Raw genomic sequence first — 21,836 nt, forward strand, 5'->3', positions numbered from 1 at the left:
AGAACAGGGAGGAAATTTTTAATGGAGAATTTTGATTTTCATGTCACGACAGATATCCGCTTTGGGAAAGATCGTTTGGCTGAGCTGCCGGAAGTATTGAACCAATTTGGCAAACGAGTGCTGATCGTTTATGGCGGCGGAAGCATTAAGAAGATCGGTTTATACGATAAGGTGATGGAGCAGCTGAAGGCGAATGGCAATGAAGTCTTTGAACTAGCTGGCGTGGAACCAAATCCGCGGATTGAAACGGTGCGTCGCGGTGCTGAGATTTGCCGGAAAGAAAATGTCGATGTGGTTTTAGCAGTCGGCGGCGGTTCAACGATCGATTGTGCGAAGGTCGTAGCGGCGGCTACAAAATTTGATGGGGATGCTTGGGATTTAGTACTGCAACGTCGTAAATATCAAGGCGGGGCATTGCCATTAGTGACGATCTTGACTCTTGCTGCAACCGGCAGTGAAATGAACAGTGGGGCTGTGATTTCCAATCTTTCAACACATCAAAAATTAGGGACCGGCAGTAAAGCGATGCTGCCTAAAGTTTCTTTCTTAGATCCGCAAAATACCTTCAGTGTCAATAAATATCAAACTGCTGCAGGCTCTGCGGATATCATGAGCCATTTGATCGAAAACTATTTCAAACGCACAGAAGGAACAGACGTACAGGATTCTGTGTCGGAAGGCTTGATGCGTTCCGTAATCAAAAATTGTCCGATCGCATTGAACTATCCGGAAGATTATGATGCTCGTGCCAACTTGATGTGGGCTAGTACGCTGGCCTTAAATGGCTTGACTGGAAACGGCAAGCCAGGTGCTTGGTCGTGTCATCCGATGGAGCATGAGTTAAGTGCTTTTTACGATATTACTCATGGTGTCGGTTTGGCGATCTTGACACCGCGTTGGATGGAATATGCCTTAAATGATGAGACAGTCGATAAATTCGCAAACTTCGCATGGAATGTCTGGAATGTTGAAGAGAAAGTTCCGATGCTGGCGGCCCGCATCGGTATCCAAAAATTATACGACTATTTTAAAGCTTGCGGTATTCCGATGACGTTGCCTGAAGTCGGCATTGATGAGGAAAAATTTGACGCAATGGCGAAGCAAGCCGTTGATCACAGCACGATCAAAACGGATGCCTTTGTTCCGTTGGACGAAGCAGCAGTCAAAGAAATCTATACAGCGTGTCTGACAGAAAGCACTTTTGAATAACAGAACGGCGACTCATGACGAGTCGCCGTTTTTATTTGGCATAATAAAATGTAAAATCCGAGCAAGTGTTTTTTGCAGGATCTCTGAAACTTTTGGATGGGACAGAAGATAAGTGATAAAGACGCTGCCAGCCACTAAGAGAGCCAAATGAAGTGCCGGATTTTTTTCGAATTGTGTGAATTCTACTAAGGGCGACACTAGATAGACATGGAGCAGATAGATCGCCAAGGTCCGCTGTCCCCATTTTGTGAAAAAATGCGGCTTGTTGTTGACCAGGGCCAGAAAAACAAAGATAAACGCAAATCCTATCACGTATAAAAAGATAATCGTTAACAGGTTTTGCAGTAAAGGAACAGGAAAGAAAGCATAAGCCCGATCCCGCCATAAAAGCTCCGGCGGCAAATTGTTTTTTGTCCAAAAATAGGCATTCACGATCCCAAAGATAATGATGCCAAAGCTGATAGCCTTTCTAAAAGGAACCTTGCGGATGCGGGCAACATGATCTGGTGTGGTGAAATAGCCGGCTAAGAAATAGGGCAGGAAGCCCAAGGTTCGAGCCATTGCCATATACGTTCCAAACTCAGTCAGGAAACCCGAAAAAATCCCGACAATAAAGCTTAAAATTAAGATTCTTCGTACTTTTACGAGGTCTGGTAGCAATAAACGCCAGATAAACATACAATATAAGTACCAAAGGGTCCAACCCGGACTCAGGATCATGAATTGATCGATTTTACCGATAGCCAGCATGATCAGCGTTAAAATTAGATTTAACAGCAGATAAGGCACTAGGAAGGTTTCCACCGCAGTGGAGCGGCCTTTGGCTAATTTTTTTGAGAAATAACCAGAAATAAAGATAAAAACGGGCATATGGAATAGGTAGATAAAGACGTAGAGAAACTCTCCGATCTTGTTATCTAAACGAAAATATTCCAATGCGTGTCCTAAGACCACGAGCAAAATCAAGATTCCCCGAATATTGTCGAAAAGGTATTCGCGATTCGGTTTTGTGATTGTGGACACCTCCTTCAGATTCCGTTATGCTTAAGAAGCAGACTATGATGGTCTACTTTGTCTATTGTAGCATGAAAAGTCGAGTTCTATGGGATTATCTTGGAATTATTTGGAGGATACAGCGATGCGCTATTCAGCGAAATTTGTCAAAAATGTTTTTAAAGTGATCAATATGAAAAAACTTGTAGGGGCAACGATGGTCGCTCCGCCAAAGCGGCGACGCCTAATTACTCGTCAGCTTTCTCAAACGGATATCCCACAAAAAATCACAGAGATCGATGGGCATCAGTTGATCACGTTATTTCCCGGACACCCGACGAAGCGCCATGTGTTCTATCTGCATGGGGGCGGTTATGCATTAGAGGCTTCCCCGTTTCATAAAGAGATCCAAGAACGGTTCGTTAAGCGCTATAATCTAAAAGTTAGTTACTTTGATTATCCTCTGGCACCGGAAAATACGGCGGAGAAAACCGTGCCTTTAACGGAGATGGCCTTTAGACAATTAACTTATTTGTATCCGGATGACTGCTTTTTCTTGTTTGGTGATTCCGCAGGCGGCGGCTTGGCAATGAGTTTGGCTCAGCATCTGCGCAATATTGCTCTGCCGAAACGCCCAAAAAAAATGGCATTGGCGTCACCCTGGCTGGATGCTTCCTTAAGCGACCCGCGTTCACAGGAGCTTCAAGAAAAGGACGTCCTGTTGGAAAAAGATCTGTTAGCTGAAGCAGGCGAGAACTATGCCGGCGAGCTGCCTTTAACAGACCCAATGGTTTCACCTATCTACGGAAATTTCGATGATTTGGGTGAATTATTGGTAGTGGCAGGAACAGATGAAATTCTGTATCCGGATGTATTACGTCTAAAGGATCGGATCAAGCGCAGTCAGAAAACAACCATGCATTTGGAAGTGGTAGAAGGCATGATGCATGATTTTGTCGTTTACCCATTGAAAGAATCGCTCCCGTATGTTGATCAAATCGGGGAGTTTTACCAGTAATGACTGCTTCATGTTAGGAGCAATACACTTGATAGGAGGGGAAGGATGGCACAAAAATCACGTTCACGCGCACCATGGCAGCAGAAGGTAATCCAAATACTGCCTGTCATTGGTTTAGCGGCGTTTGTTTTTATATTGATCTACACACGACGCTCCGGGATGTTTAGCTCGGTAGCGGATCTGCAACATTTTATCAGGAATTTTGGTAACTTTGCTATTGCAGCCTTCATCGTCGTGCAAGCGATCCAGCCGATCATTCCTTTTCTGCCTGGTGGGATTGCGACGATTGTTGGAATGCTGATGTTTGGCAATATTCCTGGGATTATATATAGTTATATTGGACTGGTGATAGGAGAAATCGGCCTGTTCTTATTGGTACGACGCTTTGGTCCAAAGTTTGCCCGTCTTGTTTTGTCTGAGAAGAATTTTCAAAAATTTGAAGCGACTTTACAGGGGCATACACAGGACATCAAGAAATTGTTGATCATCTGCTTCATTTTTCCATTCTTACCAGACGACCTGACGTGTCTGGTGGCGGGAATGACCGATCTTTCTTTTCGGGAGTACCTGAAGATCATTTTGCTATTTAAGCTTTGGTCTGTGGGAGCATATGGCTACTTCTGTCTGTTTGTCTTGAACAAAACGTTGACTGGTATGTAGAATAATCAAGAAAGAGAACTGATTTTTTTTAAATCAGTTCTTTATTATAGTGTTTGGGAGGAAATAGCATGATTCGTTATGGGATTTTAAGTACCGCACAAGTGGTTCCGCGTTTTGTGGCGGGAGTAAAAGAGAGTAAGGAAGGCATCGTTTCAGCGATCGCCTCGCGAGGAATCGAAAAGGCCCAAAAAATGGCGCAGGAATTAGATATTCCCAATGCTTTTGGCAGCTATGAAGAGCTGTGTCAAAGCGAAGATGTCGATATCGTGTATGTGGCGGTCTATAATAAGGCACATTATGAAGCGGCAAAATTGGCATTATTGAATCATAAGCATGTTTTGTTGGAAAAGCCTTTTACTATGACGCTTGCACAAGCAGAAGAGCTATTTGCGATCGCCGAAGAACGCAAGCTGTTCTTGATGGAAGCTCAAAAAGCTCTTTTTTTGCCAATCACCCATCAAATTCAGCAAATCATTCAAGCGGGAAAAATCGGTGCCGTTCGATGGTTGGACTCGGTAACGGCGTATCCCAACATTGATCATATTTCTTGGTTTCGTGATCTGAGTGCGGGTGGCGGTATCTTTCGCGGTGCGGGAACCTATCCGTTAGAATACATGCAGCATTTACTAAAGGCCTCGCCAGCTGAGTTCAAGGGAACATTGACTTTTCCAGAAGGGCAATCGGATGCTCAGGCACAAGTAACATTGAGCTTTCCCAATGGCGTGTTGGGCACCATCTTTTTGACGGTTGATTTAGATTTACCCAAACAGATGATTATTTATGGGGACAAGGGCAAAATCATTGTTCCTGATTTTTGGAAGACGGACACTGCTGAGATTGAGTATCGGGATGGCCAGCGGGAAACATTGCACAGCAGCCAGAACAGCGAATTTGTTTTTGAAGTGGATCATGTGAATGCGTGTTTGAAGCAAGGACGGCTAGAAAGTCCAGTTGTCACAAAGGAGCTGACCTTAAAAACAGTAGCGATGACTGAAGCAATCTATAAAAGCAATCTATAAAAACAATCAAAAGTGATTGTCAAAGGCTACATGGATGTGCTATAGTTTGTCTCATGCGACGAGTCGAGTGGATCTGAAAAATGATCCTTCGATACCAGAGGCACAATGACGCAAGTCACCTGTCGGATTTCAGGGTGTCGGAAAGAAGCTTAGTGGACGAAGAACCTTTCTATCAAATTTTTGATACTGGTGAACCCCTCTTAGAATTTATTCTAAGAGGGGTTTTTTCATATCTACTATTCTGCTAAACATCTTGTTCAAAAATAAAGGATTCTGCTCAAATGCAATACATTACAAAAAGCAGAACTGGCAGCTAGCTCAGTATAGAGGAGATTTTTTAGAACCAAAAAAATTTATTTTCGTACGCCTACCATTTTTCTAATCACGCTAAAGTATGAAGAAAAACTGGCAAAAAAAAAGACGATCGAATATGTCGGTCGATCGTCTTTGTCAGTTAGTTTTTAATTTTGGAAAGAGAAACTAACTGAGGACAGTATAGCATAAAAGCAGTTTTTACTTTCGAGGACATTTATCGGCCAAGCGGCAGTTTAGCCGGCTCATTCTCTGAAATGAACAAAAAGTTAGATTTATGCTCTGAAACTGTGCGTAATTTTAGTTTAATTGCGGCTGTTTATTTTTTTGAATCATGATTTTTCGAACCATCGCTTGAAAATTTTTCAAGTCTTCATACTTGTCTTTGCACTCCAAAAAGAGGATCGGCTTGTTTTTACTATTTTGGACTGGGAAGAATTTATTGGTACTGATGATCAAATCGACGGATTCATCTGCCAGTAAAAAACGATTAGGATCAACAAAGTTCAATTTGACTAGACCGCCAGTACTTTTCGTAAAGAATTTTTTTAGCCAAATAGAATTGAACTCGCCCTTTGAATCGTCGATGAAGATCGATAATTCGTATTCTGTCATAAATTCATTGGCGATGCTCAAGGCCGCGTAAAGAAAGATCGCGTAGTCAAGCTGGGAATAGATCAAACTATTTCGCGGACAAATGGATTCAAAACGCAGGCGTAGGTTTTCTTGGACGATTGCCATGTCCTCGGGATAAAGATTGTAATGCTCACCGATCGGTACATAGTTGTAAAAGCTTTTGAATAATAGTCGTGTGTGAATGACATACAGTTCCTTTTCCAACTCCTCATAGTCAAATTGGAAGTGGTTAAAGAGCAGGCCAATATTCTGAAAGAAAAATTGATTGGCTTGATAAATATTGGAGTCGATTTCTTTGTGGTACTTTTTAAGCGCTTGATAGAATTTATTGTTTCGATAAAAGACCATTTTTGATTGTAGGAATAATAGCATAAAGCACAATTCATCTTTGAAATTTGGATAGGCCAGCACATTTTCTTCAGTAATAAAATCGAAATGCTGGACGAATTCGTTCCCAATGAGGATCGACTCGATCGGCAGTTCATTGTTTTTGATCTTTTGATCAGCTAAATAGCGAATCAGTGTAATGTCTACTAGATAGTCATATTGAACCTTGGTGATGGGATCGATTTGATCAGCTAATAAAAAACTAAGCTTCTCAAAAATAAAATTTTTCTCTGGTGAGTTTTCAATATTGAAGGGGTGACCATAACCGCCGTACAGCTGCCAAAAGAAACTCAAAAAGAACAGGCGAATGGTTGGCTCCAGCCCGGATAATACTAGCTCGCCATTTCGGATATGAAGATCGATATTCGCTTCTTTAAGGAAATCCCGGACCTCATACACATCCTTTTTCAAGGTCGAATAGCTTAAATTATAGGTATCCATCAAAGAATCCATGGTATTTTCTTTGTTTAGCAGCAGACCTTCAAGCAGGTCGATCTTGATGGAAATATGATAGATGGCTAAGGATAATTCTTTATTTTCAGCGTAGCTGCTTTGAATGATTTGGTAGCTTCGATCTGAGAGAACAAGAGGGGCAGAGCCGATTCGTTTGCCCACCTCATCGGACAGTACCGTTAAGCGGTCCAAATATTTTAATGTCGTTCGTTTCTCAAAGCCGACCTGCTCTGAGATTTCATTGATATCGTGGAAGCCGGGATTCTCTTTTAAATAGGTGAAAATAGCGAAAAGCGCCTGACTTTCAAAATCCAATAATACATCAATGCTCATGAATGAACACTCCTTTTTCATAATAGGGATTCATTTTTAATAGATAGAACTCGTCTGATTTTCATGCCGCATACCATTTTCTTCACAGGCGAAAACGGACCGATTGGCATCCTCCAAGTTCAACAGTATAAGGGGACAGCATTAAAGGAGGACTAAGGACTATGTGAAAGTTGATTTAGAGATGTCTGCGAGGATTCTCTTTTTTTTAGGCTTTATTTGTGAGGTCTATCATTTGCTGCAAAAAAAGGGACGGTTTGTTCCAAAAATTTGCGGTGATTTGCTGCACAATTCAGACCTTTTTCTTTTTTTCTTAAAAAGCGTTTTTATATTGTGAGAAAAGACGAGAGAAAGTGGCGATGAATAAAGGGTTTCTGCCATTATGATGGGAGTATTTCTTTTAATAAACCTTCTAATAGAGGGCTGAAACACGGTTTGACTTTGATTTATATAAGGCTAATATGATGGCTGTAGTTCGGAAGTGCGCACTTCGATTGCAATGAATTTAAAGGATGTGTCACAAATGAATAACGAAGAGAAGACCACCTCTTTAAGCGATCATAACCAGCTTACAGGTGTTCAATTGTTCTCAATGACTACTTCAATGGTCATGACTGTCTACGGGTTTGCGGCTTTTGCTAAACAAGGACCAACAGCTTTGTTCTTCCTATTTTTAGCAGGTATTCTATGGTTTATTCCCGTAACACGTTCCGCTGGTGAAATGGCTTCGATCGATGGTTGGAGCAAAGGCGGGATCTTTACTTGGGGACGTCACATGTTAGGGGAACGTCTTGGTTGGTCAGCACTATTTTATCAATGGATCCATATTACTGTTGGTATGTGTACCATGATGTATTTCATCATTGGTTGTTTATCAATCACGTTCAATGTTCCAGTTATCAATACGAATCCATTGTTCAAATTCATCATTATGATGGTCATTTTGTGGGGCTTGATCTTCGCACAACAACGAGGAACAAAGATCACAGGGAAAATCGCGCAATGGAGTTTTACGATTGGTGTCATTATTCCAGTCTTTCTATTATTGTTTTTAACGATCACTTATTTGGTTAAGGGCAATCCAATGCTGATCAAAATCAATCCGCATACGATCCTGCCATCAAGCTGGAGCGGTAATGTATTAGTTGGATTTGTTCCATTTATCTTAGCCTTTGCGGGTGCTGAAGGATCAGCGACTCACGTAAAAGATTTAAAGAAACCTTCTGTTTATCCGAAAGTCATGATGGCTTTGGCGATTTGTGCGATTGCATCTGATATTATCGGAACAATCTCAATCGGAGCCACGATTCCAAACGCTAAAATCCAATTAAGTACAGGGATTGTTTATGCTTATGGGGCTTTGGTCCAACAATTTCCATGGATCAATGTTGTCTTTATTGAACGTTTAATTGGGCTATTACTTGCGATCGGAATCATCGGCGAAATCAGCAGCTGGGTCGTTGGACCAAATGCTGGGATGTATGAAGCGGCTAAAGAGGGGTATTTGCCAGAACGTTTCGCAAAAACGAATGCTTACGGCGTTGAAACGAATGTTATGGTCTTGCAAGGTGTGATCGTTTCGATCATGGCTGCACTATTGACTTTCGGTGCTGGCGGCGATAAATCAAATCTTTCATTCCAAACAGCGATGAGTTTGACCGTTGCATTGTATACCTTAATGTATATGCTGATGTTCGTTACTTATTTGGTTTTAGTATTCAAACATGACGATTTGAATCGGACATTCCGTGCCGCAAAATCAAAAGTAATGCGTGTCATCATGGGTGTTTTAGGTCTCGTTTTATCAGCTTTCGGGTTTATCGTAACATTCTTCCCGCCAGCTGCTTACAGTGCACAGCAAAAACATACGTACCTAACATTGTTGTTGACCGCGTTTGTTGTTGTTTTCTTCATTCCATTGATCATGTATCAATTCCATGGAAACTGGACACTTCATCATCATGATAAATCTGGAGATTTACATCACCAAGCTCATTAACAATAGTCAGATAAAATTACAAGGGGATTATCAATATGCATACAGATTATTTAGAAAGTTCATTTTTAGGAAGTAAAGAAGCTGCTCGCAGCATGCCTAAACAAGTGTTGCCTGATGAGGGTATGAACCCAGACACAGCCGAGACGCTCGTCAATCATATTCGTTTAAATGAAGCAAAGGCCGATCAAAACTTGGCAACATTTTGTACCACTCAAATGGAACCACAAGCGGACCGCTTAATGCTTGGATCACTTGAAACGAATGCGATTGACAAATCAGAATATCCAAAAACCACAGCAATGGAAAACTATTCAATTAGTATGATTGCACATATGTGGAATATTGGCGAAGGCAAAGAATTATACAAAGACTTCATCGGAACTTCAACAGTCGGTTCTTCAGAAGGTTGTATGCTAGGCGGTCTTGCTTTATTACACAGCTGGAAACACCGTGCCAAAGCAGCAGGTCTAGATATCGACAACTTGCATGAACACAAACCCAACTTAGTTATCATGTCTGCATTCCAAGTTGTATGGGAAAAATTCTGTACGTACTGGAATGTCGAGATGCGGGAAGTTCCAATGGATGAAAACCATATGTCATTAAATACGGACATCGTTATGGATTATGTGGATGAAAACACCATTGGTATCGTAGGAATCCAAGGGATTACTTACACCGGCGAAGTAGATGATATTCAAAAACTAGATGAACTTGTTTCTGAATACAACAAAACGGCACAACTACCAATTAAGATTCATGTCGACGCAGCATTTGGCGGCTTCTTCGCACCATTTGTTGATGGTTTCAAACCATGGGACTTCCGTTTGAAAAATGTAGCATCAATCAATGTTTCAGGGCATAAATACGGGATGGTTTATCCTGGGATTGGCTGGATTGTTTGGCGTGAAAATACGGAAGAATACTTACCATCAGAAATGCGTTTTGCTGTGCCTTACCTTGGCAGCAGCGTAGATTCAATCGCTATTAACTTCTCTCATAGCGGTGCACACATTGTTGCGCAGTACTACAATTTGATTCGTTTTGGCCGTGAAGGATTCACAGCTATTATGAACAATGTAAGAGAAGTATCAAAACGAATCAATACTGAATTAAAAGCGCTAGGTATTTTTGATATCATTAACGATGGGTCAAAATTACCAATCAACTGCTGGAAAATTGCGGATAATATCGAATTAACTTGGAATTTATACGATTTAGAAGACAAGTTGAAAGAATATGGCTGGCAAGTGCCTGCTTATCCACTTCCAAAAGATCTTGACGATGTTACCATCAGTCGGATCGTCGTTCGCCCAGCTATGACTATGGCTATCTGTGATGATTTCATCGATGATTTACATCGTGCAATTGACGATCTAAATAGTAATCATTTGATTCATCACGCATCTTAACCTATAATAGCATCTGTTATTAAAGCCCTGATAAAGTACCCTTTTTATTAGGGCTTTTAAACTGGAGGGAATCAAATTGAAAAAAGACAAAGTAGAAGTTACCGGCGATGTACGAGTGAGATACGCACCAAGTCCAACAGGTTTTTTACATTTAGGAAATGCGCAATCAGCGTTATTCAACTACCTGTTTGCTAAGCATTATAACGGCACTTGGGTTTTGCGAATCGAAGATACTGACTTGAAAAGAAATGTTCCGCATGGTGAAGAAAGCCAGATGGAGAATCTTCATTGGTTAGGTATCGACTGGGACGAAGGTCCGGATAAACCGAAAGTTGAATTTGCCCCTTACCACCAAAAAGATCGTGTGAACTTGTATCACAAATACGTACAGCAATTACTAGACGCAGGTCTTGCGTACCGCGACTATGCGACTGAAGAAGAATTGAAAGAATTACATGACCAACAAATCGAAGCCAAAATCGCCCCTCATTATGATGGACGCTGGTATGGCGCGACAGAAGAACAAATCAAACAAGCCGAAGCAGAAGGGCGTAAATCTACGGTTCGTCTGCATTTGCCTGAAAACCACGTGTATGGTTGGGACGACATGATCAAAGGTCGCGTGGAATTTAACTCAGACAATATCGGTGGAGATTTTATCATTGAAAAAAGCAACGGCATGGCCACTTATAATTTTGCCGTAGTGATCGACGACTACCTAATGAAGATGACACATGTTTTACGAGGGGATGACCATATTGCGAATACCCCAAAACAAATCGCCGTATACGAAGCACTAGGTATCCCACAACCGCTATTTGGTCATATCACACTGATCTATAGCTTGGATACCCATAAAAAATTAAGTAAACGGGACAAGAATACGCTGCAATTCATCAGCCAATACCGTAAATACGGCTATTTGAATGAAGCGCTGCTGAACTTTATTGCCTTTCTTGGCTGGTCACCAGTTGGAGAAAAAGAACTGTTCACTCGAGATGAATTGATCGAAGCCTATGATATCAACCGAATGTCAGCATCGCCTGCTTACTTCGACCAAAAGAAACTCGATTGGACAAATGCTGAATACATCAAAAAAACTTCTGTAGAAGAATTAACAAGACGGATCATGCTGTTAGTTGATGCCGCAGAAACAGAAGTAGCAGAACAATTAAAAGCCATCGGGATCGAAAATGACCTTGATTTTGTAAAAAAAGTCGTGGATATCTATCATACAGAAGCCAAGACTTTGATGACATTTATGGAAAAAATCTTGTTTATCAAAAATGCCAACCAAGTGACCTTCACTTATACCGACTTGGCAGAATTTGATAGCGAAAGTGTCAAACAAATTTTGACTGCAATGTCAGCAGAGTTGAAAAATGCGACAGCACCCGTGGACTATTCAGCAATTATATCCGCTGTTCAAAAATCGACTGAACAAAAAGGACGCAAGCTGTACATGCCATTGAATGTCGTATTCACCGACAGCAAATCTGCACCGCAAATCACAGATATTCTATCAGTAATGCCGAAGGATACCGTGCAGCATTTGATCGACAATGCATTGGCTTTTTTGAATAAATAAAGTAAAAAACTGCGATTCTCGTTGAGAGTCGCAGTTTTTTTGCCAGTCATTAGACTTTAAAATTTCAGATGCATTTGTTTCTGTTTAAAGATTTTTCCAATTAGAATTGAATGGTTCACTTCATCAATTCGATAAAAGAGTGCATAGCTTTGACCAATTAAGATTCGATACGTCGGAATATCAAAACTATATAAAGGAGAAATATCTTCATGCATTTTAGGAAATAGTTTTAATAATTCTAGTGAGCGATAAATTAATTGAACGAAGTGTTTGATTTTTTCTTCTGAAAGAAAAAGATCGTTTTCCCATTCTGAAATAAGCTGTATCAAACTATCTTTAAAAGAGACGGAATAAACGAGCTGATAAGACTCCATCATTCACCCCAACCATATTTGCCAAAGAGCGTAGTCATTTCTTCTTCAGAAACAGTATTATTTGTTTTAAACTCCGCAAAACTCTCTTCGATTAACGCACGATCTTTCTTTTTTGCGACTTCTTGGGCATCTAAGATGAAATAATTTCCCTCTTTTTTAACATCCAAGATATCTCCTTCATGTAATCCCCATTCTTTAGGAAAAATTCCCCCAACGGAATTTCCAATCTTTCGTACTTTGATTTTTCCCATTCAGATCACCTCTTTTTACGAAATTATAACATGTTATAACTATTTAAGGAAGTTATGATTATCTAGTTGCAACTCAAAAAAGGATTGATATGATGAGAATAGAGTCATTAATACGAAAGAGGTTACCAGTTTTACTTTCGACTTCAGTAGATTAGTAAAATGGTATCCGGAATGAAAATCAATCGATTTTAACTAAAATTGAACCATTACTATGAAAGAGGTGAGAGGATGATTGATCAGAGAGCGCTGTTTTTGTATCCGCAAAATCAGCGGGTCATTTTTCGGAATAGGGATTGTTTGTATGTGAAGCCGCATGCGGCATTGCAGCAGTATATCTCTAACTACACGCTGACTTTTCCGAAGAAACAGACGATTTCAGAAGAATACACGATCATTCCTCATGGCTGTGCAACGTTGACCGTTGCTCTGAAAAATCACGTATTCAGCAGTCGGCTATTTGGTCCGGCGACCAGGACAGCGTGTGTGGGCGACCAAGCAGGGACATTTGATCAAATAGTTATCGTGGAATTTCAACCGGCTGGGCTATATTCCTTTTTAGGTTTTAAGCAAAATGAAATTGTTGATCAGAACTTCTCCTTTGATGCAGTCCAGCCCAAGCTGAATCGAGCAATAGTGGAATTGTTGGAAACGACAGGAAGCGTTCAAGAGCTGTTGACTGGCATCGATCATTTATTTTTGCCGGCCATTTTAGCAGATTGTCCGCCAGAATTAAAGGCTGCAACAAAAACGATCATCCGTCAAACTGGGAATGTTTCTTTAAAGGAGTTGTCGAATACCGCATTCTACAGTGAACGGCATTTAACACGGCTGTTCAATGAGTATCTGGGAATGAGTACTAAAACCTTCTCCCGGCTGGTTCGGGTTAATCAAACGATTCGATTGCTGAATCAGCCGCAAGGAGATATTACTACGGCGTACGAAGCCGCTGGATACTATGATTTTTCTCATTTCAATCGCGATTTTAAGCTGGTAACAGGAAATACACCGCAGGCCTATCAGCAAAAGATGTCCGATTTTTACAGTGAAATCGCAAAGTTCTAAAGGTATAGTTGAGAAAAAGAAAGGCGAGTCGAGTAACGGCTCTGACGGGTGATAGCGATGAATTATAGCGGAATATTATTGGCAGTGAAAGATATGACAAAATCGAAGCAATTTTATGAAGGGGTCATGGAACAAAAAATAGCGATGGATTTGGATAATATCCATGTATCCTTTGAGAGCGGCTTTTCTTTGCAGGCCGATTATGAAGGGCTGCTTGGTGTTCCCTTGAATCCAAAGGAGCAGCCGGATAATTTCCAGCTTTATTTTGAAGTTGAGGATTTGGATAAGTGGGAAGAGACGCTTTCAAAAGTCGACGGCATCGAGTTTCTGCACCACAGCAAAGAGTATCCTTGGGGACAACGAGTGATGCGATTTTATGATTTTGACAAGTATATTGTGGAGGTCTCCGAAAGTATGGCAAGTGTCGTGAAGCGCTTCTTAGCTCAAGGGCTGTCAGTGGAAGAGACCGCTGAAAAAACAATGTTTCCAGTGGAATTTGTTCAACAGATTGGGACTGATTAGCAGCGAGTAAGGCTGGAAAAAGGTGCTGGGACCTGCGAAGGAAGTTGCAAGACACCAAAGATATGCGTAAAATGACCTTAATAAGAAAATTCTTTTGGAGGTAGTTGCAATGAATGAACATGATATCGTGCCGCCGATCCAGCCAAATGATTTTATCGATCCTGTAAAAAATGAACAGCAAGCGATGCAAAGCGTTACGCTTGAAGATAGACAGCAACATGTCGGGATCAAAGAAATCAAGAATAAGAACAATGAAGATATTCTGGTCGTAGTCGCTGAACCCAAACCTGTTTCGATCGATTTGGAAAAGGACCTATTGATGAAGGAAAAGCGACGGGACAAAGGAGTAATCGTCGACTGATCATTAAAGCTAGTATAAAAAACACGATCGCATGATTTTTGCGGTCGTGTTTTTGTTTAAATAAATAATGCTTTATAGAGTGCAATCGCTACGATTGAAGCAATGATTGGTGCTAAAACCGGCACCCAAGAATAGCTCCATTGTGAATCGCCTTTGTTTTTCAATGGCAATAAGGCATGCATGATCCGAGGGCCTAAATCACGAGCAGGATTCAAACCTGGTCCAGTTGGTCCGCCAAAGGATGCGACTAATGTCCAAACCAAAAACCCTAACGCTAAATGCGCTGTTCCCAAATTATCTTGGAAGAAGGGGGCTTTGGTAATGCCAAGTGCACCAAAGAATAAAATGAATGAGCCGAAGAACTCATTTACGAATCCGTTGAATTTAGAACCAACACTATTAATCGTTGAAAAGGTTCCTAAAACATGCAGCTTGTCTTCTGTTTGATCGTAATAAGGTTTGTAGCTGGCTACTACGACTAGTTGACCAACCATTGCGCCAAGAAATTGAACGACGATGTAAGGCAAAACTTCCGCCCAAGGGAACAGGCCGCTAACCGCTAAACCAATTGTAAACGCCGGGTTGATGTGGTTGCCGCTGATACCGCCAAAAATCATTGCAGGAATCATGACCCCGCATCCATAGCCTACGGCAATCAACATCCAGTCACTGCCGTAACCCTTTGTTCCTCTTAAATCAACATTGGCAACTGCGCCATTTCCCAGCATTACTAACAAAGCAGTCCCCAAGAACTCAGCTGCTAACCGAGTAGTCAGTGAATAATCCATAAAAACCTCCTAAGAATAATTGAAATGAAAATGTAAATGAAAATTTCATTTTATATCTTAAGCCCATTCTTTGTAATTAGCAAATGTTAACCTCAGAAAAGCGGAAAATTTCTATAAGAAATGACAACGCTGGTTATTCAAGCAGCTTCACACTGATTTTTAGCAAAATAAGTGATTAAACAAATCTGCATATCCTGAAGTTCACAGCAGGAGAGGATTGTTCTGAGGAGTTTGAACATAAAAAAATCCCGTTCAATTGAACGAGATTTCTAGTTTATTAACACGAGGTGGCGAAAGTTTGGATTGTTTTCAATCAGCTTATGCGCACCATAGAAATTTTTATCTGAAAAACCATTCAGCTGCGCTGTCAAAATCGATTTTAACTGATCCTTTTCCCATAAATAAACCAGCAGCTCCATGATTTTTCGTGAATACTCAATGCCTTCTTCGCTGGCAAAGGAAGTCTCCAAGAATTCTTCGCAGTAAAAGTTCAGATAGTCTGGATCAAAATTCTTGTTTTTCTTTTTAATGAAATGCAAGAGTAAAACACTGGCAGTATCCTTGAATTCAGCAAGGTGGTCGAAGCTTTTTTCCTTTTCGGTATCCAAGTTGATCACGTAGTCAACGGGTGTCATTTCAGCACCGTTCAGTTCTCTTGATAGATGCGTCGATTGTGAGAATACGACATCGGCGCCCATATTTTTGATCCAAATTTCTGAATTGTTTTTGTTGATCGTCGCCGCGACCTTCAAGCCAGCCCACTTAGCTAGTTGGATGATGGTGGCGCCCAGCCCGTCAGACGTATTCAAAATCAGCAGATTCCCTTGGTTTTTCCCGGGCTTTGGTATTAACTCCAGCTGCTTGAACAGCACTTCAAAGGCTAAGAAAAAGCTGTAGGAAAAAGCAGCTGCCTCATCTGTAGGGAAAGAGTCCGGTAATTTCACGATGGAACGAATATCCGCAATCTGGAAATTGCTGTAGCTGCCGTATTTTCCCACTTTATTTACGTACAATACACGATCACCGACATTTAATCGCGGGTTGCTGCTGCCTAGGCGTGTAATGATTCCCACGCCGCCGAAGCCTAAAATATAGGGCTTTTTCGACCCTTTAATTGTTTGGCGAATCTGAGTGTCTAAGGTACTGATAGAAATAGCGGAAATTTTTATCATGACATCATTTTCCCGTAATTTTGGGAGCATGATTTTGTAGTGTTCAAATTTTTTGTCTTCTTTTAAACGAAATTTTTTCTCGAACCCAATCGCGTCTGAAATCATTCGTTTTACCCTCCTCAGAAATAACTTTCTGAATATCCAATAATAAAATGGCTACTTATAATATACTTGATTTAACAAAGAGAGGGAAATAATTTCTTTAAAATATCAAAAGAACTCCGCGGTTTTATCAAAATTTCAACGAGTTATTTGTCAAAAGCGCAGAAGAAGGAAAAAGTCGCAGCTGTTTCACGCAGAAATTATTTGCACTTAGCTTGTGAGCCTGACCTAAGATAGGTAGAATTGATTTATTGAGCAAAAAATAAAGAAGCAGGGGGAATAACATGTTCACTGAAAAAAGTTTTGAGGTTTTTGAAGTTGACGGATTGGATGAGCGAATGGCTGCTATTCGCAAGGAGATTCAGCCGACTTTTCAACAATTAGATGAAGTGTTTCAACAAATGCTGGAGCCGCTGTTGGATGAGTCATTGTTTATCCACATTGCTCAGCATCGTCGTCGTACAACTTATCCACCAGAAAATACGTGGTCAGCCTTAAGTCGGCAAAAACGCGGCTATAAGATGGAACCCCACTTCCAGCTGGGAATCTGGCCGGAGTATGTTTTTATGTGGCTTTCCTGCATTGATCAGCCGAAAAATGAGCAGGCGATCGCACAAACACTGCTGGATAATCCGCAGGTGTTCACTGGGTTATCCCCAGATTTTGTTTTATCCGGTGATCACACGAAGCCTAAAGTGGAGGAGTTATCACCAGAAAGCACAGAGCGGCTGTTGGAAAGATTTCGTGATGTGAAAAAGGGAGAGTTTCAGATTGGGCGAATCATTAAAAAAGAAGATCCGATGTGGAAAACACCTGAAGCAGCGCAAGCATTTATGCTTGAGACCTATCGACAATTGGTACCAATCTATCAATTAGCCAATCAAGCAAGTTTTGCACAGGTGGAAAATTAGGGAACATTTTTAATCTTTTATAATTAGTATGAGCTGGACAGCGAATTTTTCGCTGTTTTTTTTATCCAGCGAAGGCGAAAAGAAATAGTTAGGAGGATTGGTTAGTCTGAAGCATTTTTGATAGCGTTAAAAAATCCCAGCGTTTTTAAAGAGCGGGTTATTTTCAAGAGAAGTTTAAAGAAGTTATTGAAAGCGTTTTATAGAAATGTCCATTTCAGTGGACATAAGAAAAAATGTACGACAGTTAAAAAGAGCTATATTAAGGACAAGGAGGTTGACAAAATGCAGCTAAGCAAACGTGAAACACAATTGATCGAATTGTTTATCAAACATGGGATGACACTTACCGCTCAAGAGTTAGCTGAATTTGCCAATGTTTCCACGAAAACGATCTACCGAACGATCAAAAAAATCAATGAAGCTTCGGACGTAGGGGAACTGATTTTAGCAGAAGTCGGCAAGGGGTTTCGTTTAGATTATGACAATTATTTAAAAGAAAGTGTCCGCAAGCGCGGAGAAAATACGGTCCAAGGTCCGTTGGAAAGAAGAAATACGATTTTGCTGACCTTGTTATTCAAATCGCCGAAAAAGGTGCTGATCCAAGAGCTGTTCGCAGAGTACTATGTCAGCTCCACTGTGATTACGAATGATTTGGTACGGATGACGGAGTTTCTGCTGGATTATCAGCTGGCGCTGATTCGCAAGGGGCAGAGGGTCTCAATCGAAGGGACGGAAAAGCATATTCGCAAGGCCGTCAATCATTTGATCAGTGCGAATCGGGTCTGGGAAGAGGACTTTTCCACCCAGCAAGAAAAAATCAGCTCCTATGATATCAACTTTATCACGTCCTTGTTGGAGTATATCGAGCGGAAATTGCAGAATGGGATCGCATATCCCTATAACAGCAATATCTTCTCTCATATCTATATTTTGATCAAGCGGGTGCGAGAAGGGGAGATCCACGCGGATACCTGCGCAGAATTACTGGACCCTGATGAGGAGGAATTGATCACGCAGTATGACCAGTTGTATCAGCTTTCTAAAATGGTGATTACGAAGCTGAACCGCTACTTAGCGATCGTTTTGCCAGAAAGCGAGACCTTCTATCTATTCCAGTACTTGATTTCCTCGCGGATGGAAAAGGAACCGATCAAATTGAATCGGAAATCCAAAGAGGCATTAGCGATCACCGATTTTTTTGCAACGGAAATGAGTCGTTTGATGGGAATGAAGGTCGATCAACAGCTGAATCGCCAAGATCTGTATGAGCATATCGATCCATTATTGTATCGCTTAAAAAATGAGATCATCGTCAAAAATGATTTGCTGGGAGATATTAAGCTGGAATATCCAGAGGTTTTTCAACAGGTCCAGCAGGTCAGCCAAGCGGCGGAGGAAAAGTATCACTTAAATGAGATTTCTGAAGATGAGATCGGCTTTTTGACCTTATATTTTGTGAAGTATAAGGAAATGATCCATTCAAAAAAACGGGTACTGATCATGTGCAGCAGCGGTGTAGGAACTTCGGAGCTGCTGAAGGTGAAGGTGCGAAAGGCTTTTCCTGAATTAGAGATCGTCGATGTTTTATCGGCACGGAAATTTACCAAGGCACCAGAGAACTATCAGAACATCGATCTGATTTTAACGACAGTTAATTTGACGATCGAAATGATGATCCCAACGATTTTAGTCAATTCAGTATTTACCAAACAGGATGAAAAAAGAGTGAAAGAGATGTTAGGAGAGATATAAGATGACAGCAGAGCAAATGATGGATGATTTCAGTATCGCCGATGTGATTACTGAAGAGTTGATTCAACTAGAAATGAAAGCGAAAACAAAAGAAGAAGCGATTCACGAACTAACCCGCTTATTGATGGCGAATGGAGACATAGAAGATGAAGAGCTATTTGCCGCTGATGTGTTCCAGCGAGAAGCAGAAGGGATGACCGGCATTGGCAACAGTATCGCGATCCCTCATGGAAAATCAGACAGTGTGATCAAGACTTCGCTAGTCGTTGGGAAAGCGGGCACACCGATTGAATGGGAATCACTGGATGAAGAGCCGGTTCGAGTGATTATCTTGTTCGCGGTTAAAAATACCGATGCGAACACAATGCATATCAAGCTGCTGCAAAAAGTCGCGATGCTTTTAGCCGATGAAGACTTTATCGAAAATATGGTCAACGCTCAAACAAAAGCAGAAATGATGGAATTGTTATCAAAGGATCCAATGGAAGAAGATTAATAAGAAAATGGAGGAATAGATGATGAAAATAGTTGGAGTTGCGGCATGTACGTCAGGAATCGCTCATACGTACATCGCTAAGCAAAAGTTGGAAAAGGCCGCCAAAGCATTGGGACATACTGTCCACATCGAAACGCAGGGAACGATCGGTACGGAAGATGAACTAACCATGGAAGAAATCAAGGCAGCCGATGTCGTCATTATTGCAGCGGATATCAAGATCGGCGGCAAGGACCGTTTTGAAGGCAAAAAGGTGGTGGAAATCCCAACGAGTATGGTGATCAAGGCACCCAAAGGCCTAATCAACAAAATTGAGGAGGAAGTAATGAAGTAAGTTTAAAAATAAGTATCCAAAGCAACACAGAATTATGTGCAATGAAGTTTAGAGGAATGGTATACGGCATGAAAATAAGACTCATTTTTCGGTTTTAGAAAAATGAATACTTAAAAATGAATAAGGATGCCAGTTCCACTTTTCCCAGTTCGATTCGAAAAAAATAAGTATCCAAAGAAACACAGAATTATGTGCAATGAAGTATAGAGGAATGGTATACGGCATGAAAATAGGACTAATTTTTCTGAGGAAAAATTAATTCCTTAATATGAATAAGGATGCCAGTTCCACTTTTCCCAGTTCGATTCGAAAAAAAATAAGTATCCCAAGAAACACAGAATCATGTGCAATGAAGTATAGAGGAATGGTATACGGCATGAAAATAAGACTCATTTTTCGGTTTTAGAAAAATGAATACTTAAAAATGAATAAGGATGCCAGTTCCACTTTTCCCAGTTCGATTCGAAAAAAAATAAGTATCCAAAGAAACACAGAATCATGTGCAATGAAGTTTAGAGGAATGGTATACGGCATGAAAATAAGACTCATTTTTCGGTTTTAGAAAAATGAATACTTAAAAATGAATAAGGAGATGAATAAAATGTTTAAGAAGCTTCAATTGAAAAAGCATGCTTTGACGGCAATCTCGTACATGTTACCGGTTGTTGTTACGGCAGGGTTGTTGATCGCGATCGGAAACTTGACTGGTGGTGGGGTCATTGAGGATTACAAGGCCGCCTATTCGGTTCCAGATGCGTTAGTCTCACTTGGGGTATTGGGCATGGGATTGCTGGCACCAGTAATTTCAGGTGCGATCGCGTATTCAATTGCAGATCGTCCCGGGATTGGACCAGGGTTGTTCATGGGGTTGATCGCTAATTCCATCGGCGCTGGGTTCTTAGGCGGGATGTTAGGTGGTTATTTGGTTGGTTTCTTCGTACTGTTCCTAGTGAAAAACTTGAAGGTGCCAAAATGGGCACAAGGCCTGATGCCGATGATGATCGTACCGCTCTTATCTACTTTGATTATTGGGTTATTGATGTTCTTCGTCATTGGTGTGCCGATTGTTTGGGCAACAGAAGCTTTGACCGATTTCCTCGTTGGCTTGCAGGGCTCAGGCAAGTTCTTGTTTGGTTCGATTGTGGGTGGAATGGCGGCATTCGATTTTGGCGGGCCAGTCAACAAAGTAGCTTCGCTCTTTGCCGATGGTATGTTGCTGGAAGGTGTGCAAGAACCAGAAGCAGTGAAGGTTTTAGCTTCAATGGTACCGCCATTTGGTGTAACGATCTCTTGGGTTCTATCTAAAATCTTCCGTAAACCAAAATATTCAAAAGAAGAGCAGGACAATATCAAAATTGCTTTCCCAATGGGTCTTTGTATGATCACAGAGGGTGTCATTCCGATTGCGGCGGTTGATCCGTTACGCGTCATCCTATCGTGTACGGTAGGTGCGGCGATTGGTGGCGGCCTGAGCATGTCATGGGGTGTCGGTTCGCCGGTTCCTTCAGGCGGAGTCTTCATTATTCCAGCCATGACGGATCCGTTGAAATTCACGCTAGCCCTATTGATTGGTTCGGCAGTGACTGGGATTTTATTATTCGCACTTAAGAGAGAACCAGTCGAAAATGATATCAAAGACGATGAAGAAGAGGAAGAGGTTGATTTTTCTTCAATCAAGATTTCATAGGACTGGAT

Annotated in this window: 21 protein-coding genes; 15 read left to right on the forward strand and 6 right to left on the reverse strand. The window is 41.2% G+C overall.

What is annotated here, in order from left to right; all coding sequences use genetic code 11:
* The first annotated feature begins 21 nt into the window (after nt 1–21).
* On the forward strand, nt 22–1,209 hold the full coding sequence (locus JZO85_RS03960; protein WP_207107218.1) for an iron-containing alcohol dehydrogenase: 1,188 nt from the start codon (nt 22–24) through the stop codon (nt 1,207–1,209).
* Nucleotides 1,210–1,221: 12 nt separating this feature from the next.
* On the opposite strand, the gene JZO85_RS03965 is transcribed toward JZO85_RS03960, so the two are convergent.
* Nucleotides 1,222–2,232, reverse strand: a complete 1,011-nt coding sequence (locus JZO85_RS03965) for an acyltransferase family protein (RefSeq protein ID WP_207107219.1) — start codon at nt 2,230–2,232, stop codon at nt 1,222–1,224.
* 115 nt (nt 2,233–2,347) lie between these two features.
* Here JZO85_RS03965 and JZO85_RS03970 point away from each other — a divergent pair, with 115 nt between their 5' ends.
* From JZO85_RS03970 to JZO85_RS03980, 3 genes are all read left to right on the forward strand, one after another.
* A complete protein-coding gene (locus JZO85_RS03970; RefSeq protein ID WP_207107220.1) occupies nt 2,348–3,220 on the forward strand; it encodes an alpha/beta hydrolase fold domain-containing protein in 873 nt (290 codons plus the stop codon).
* 45 nt (nt 3,221–3,265) lie between these two features.
* Entirely contained in the window at nt 3,266–3,880 is a 615-nt protein-coding gene (locus JZO85_RS03975; protein ID WP_207107221.1) for a TVP38/TMEM64 family protein, read from the forward strand.
* Nucleotides 3,881–3,948: 68 nt separating this feature from the next.
* Nucleotides 3,949–4,899 (forward strand): Gfo/Idh/MocA family protein, encoded by a 951-nt coding sequence (locus JZO85_RS03980; RefSeq protein WP_207107222.1) that lies wholly within the window; start codon nt 3,949–3,951, stop codon nt 4,897–4,899.
* Between the two features lie 612 nt (nt 4,900–5,511).
* On the opposite strand, the gene JZO85_RS03985 is transcribed toward JZO85_RS03980, so the two are convergent.
* Entirely contained in the window at nt 5,512–7,020 is a 1,509-nt protein-coding gene (locus JZO85_RS03985; protein WP_207107223.1) for a helix-turn-helix domain-containing protein, read from the reverse strand.
* 520 nt (nt 7,021–7,540) lie between these two features.
* Here JZO85_RS03985 and JZO85_RS03990 point away from each other — a divergent pair.
* The 3 genes from JZO85_RS03990 (at nt 7,541) to gltX (ending at nt 12,016) form a co-directional block, all read left to right on the forward strand.
* Nucleotides 7,541–9,016 carry an amino acid permease gene (locus JZO85_RS03990; RefSeq protein WP_207107224.1) on the forward strand — a complete coding sequence of 492 codons (1,476 nt, stop codon included), beginning with the start codon at nt 7,541–7,543 and terminating at the stop codon, nt 9,014–9,016.
* Nucleotides 9,017–9,051: 35 nt separating this feature from the next.
* Complete coding sequence (gene gad, locus JZO85_RS03995) at nt 9,052–10,428, forward strand: glutamate decarboxylase (protein WP_207107225.1); 1,377 nt, start codon at nt 9,052–9,054, stop codon at nt 10,426–10,428.
* 76 nt (nt 10,429–10,504) lie between these two features.
* The gene (gene gltX / locus JZO85_RS04000) at nt 10,505–12,016 is read left to right on the forward strand and encodes a glutamate--tRNA ligase (RefSeq protein ID WP_207107226.1); all 1,512 of its coding nucleotides are present in this window, start codon (nt 10,505–10,507) and stop codon (nt 12,014–12,016) included.
* Nucleotides 12,017–12,072: 56 nt separating this feature from the next.
* Here gltX and JZO85_RS04005 read toward each other — a convergent pair whose 3' ends face one another.
* On the reverse strand, nt 12,073–12,390 hold the full coding sequence (locus tag JZO85_RS04005; protein ID WP_207107274.1) for a type II toxin-antitoxin system RelE/ParE family toxin: 318 nt from the start codon (nt 12,388–12,390) through the stop codon (nt 12,073–12,075).
* The gene (locus JZO85_RS04010; RefSeq protein ID WP_207107227.1) at nt 12,390–12,641 is read right to left on the reverse strand and encodes an AbrB/MazE/SpoVT family DNA-binding domain-containing protein; all 252 of its coding nucleotides are present in this window, start codon (nt 12,639–12,641) and stop codon (nt 12,390–12,392) included. The genes JZO85_RS04005 and JZO85_RS04010 overlap by 1 nt, the downstream gene beginning before the upstream one ends.
* Before the next feature lie 228 nt (nt 12,642–12,869).
* Here JZO85_RS04010 and JZO85_RS04015 point away from each other — a divergent pair, with 228 nt between their 5' ends.
* From JZO85_RS04015 to JZO85_RS04025, 3 genes are all read left to right on the forward strand, one after another.
* A complete protein-coding gene (locus tag JZO85_RS04015; RefSeq protein WP_207107228.1) occupies nt 12,870–13,703 on the forward strand; it encodes a helix-turn-helix domain-containing protein in 834 nt (277 codons plus the stop codon).
* Nucleotides 13,704–13,760: 57 nt separating this feature from the next.
* Complete coding sequence (locus JZO85_RS04020) at nt 13,761–14,225, forward strand: VOC family protein (protein ID WP_207107229.1); 465 nt, start codon at nt 13,761–13,763, stop codon at nt 14,223–14,225.
* 109 nt (nt 14,226–14,334) lie between these two features.
* Nucleotides 14,335–14,586: a hypothetical protein gene (locus JZO85_RS04025; protein WP_207107230.1), complete on the forward strand. Its 252-nt coding sequence runs from the start codon at nt 14,335–14,337 to the stop codon at nt 14,584–14,586.
* Between the two features lie 56 nt (nt 14,587–14,642).
* Here JZO85_RS04025 and JZO85_RS04030 read toward each other — a convergent pair whose 3' ends face one another.
* On the reverse strand, nt 14,643–15,374 hold the full coding sequence (locus JZO85_RS04030; RefSeq protein WP_207107231.1) for an MIP/aquaporin family protein: 732 nt from the start codon (nt 15,372–15,374) through the stop codon (nt 14,643–14,645).
* 269 nt (nt 15,375–15,643) lie between these two features.
* Nucleotides 15,644–16,651, reverse strand: coding sequence for an alcohol dehydrogenase catalytic domain-containing protein (locus JZO85_RS04035; RefSeq protein ID WP_207107232.1), 1,008 nt, complete (start codon nt 16,649–16,651; stop codon nt 15,644–15,646).
* A 281-nt stretch (nt 16,652–16,932) separates the two neighbouring features.
* On the opposite strand from JZO85_RS04035, the gene JZO85_RS04040 reads away from it, so the two are divergent.
* From JZO85_RS04040 to JZO85_RS04060, 5 genes are all read left to right on the forward strand, one after another.
* A complete protein-coding gene (locus JZO85_RS04040; RefSeq protein WP_207107233.1) occupies nt 16,933–17,559 on the forward strand; it encodes a DUF1054 domain-containing protein in 627 nt (208 codons plus the stop codon).
* A 282-nt stretch (nt 17,560–17,841) separates the two neighbouring features.
* Nucleotides 17,842–19,311 carry a BglG family transcription antiterminator gene (locus JZO85_RS04045; protein WP_207107234.1) on the forward strand — a complete coding sequence of 490 codons (1,470 nt, stop codon included), beginning with the start codon at nt 17,842–17,844 and terminating at the stop codon, nt 19,309–19,311.
* Nucleotide 19,312: 1 nt separating this feature from the next.
* On the forward strand, nt 19,313–19,807 hold the full coding sequence (locus JZO85_RS04050) for a PTS sugar transporter subunit IIA (RefSeq protein ID WP_207107235.1): 495 nt from the start codon (nt 19,313–19,315) through the stop codon (nt 19,805–19,807).
* 22 nt (nt 19,808–19,829) lie between these two features.
* The gene (locus JZO85_RS04055) at nt 19,830–20,141 is read left to right on the forward strand and encodes a PTS fructose transporter subunit IIB (RefSeq protein WP_207107275.1); all 312 of its coding nucleotides are present in this window, start codon (nt 19,830–19,832) and stop codon (nt 20,139–20,141) included.
* A gap of 601 nt (nt 20,142–20,742) precedes the next feature.
* Nucleotides 20,743–21,828: a PTS fructose transporter subunit IIC gene (locus tag JZO85_RS04060; protein WP_207107236.1), complete on the forward strand. Its 1,086-nt coding sequence runs from the start codon at nt 20,743–20,745 to the stop codon at nt 21,826–21,828.
* Nucleotides 21,829–21,836: the final 8 nt, after the last annotated feature.

Source organism: Candidatus Enterococcus murrayae (assembly GCF_017315985.1).
GTDB classification, from domain to species: Bacteria; Bacillota; Bacilli; order Lactobacillales; family Enterococcaceae; genus Enterococcus_A; species Enterococcus_A murrayae.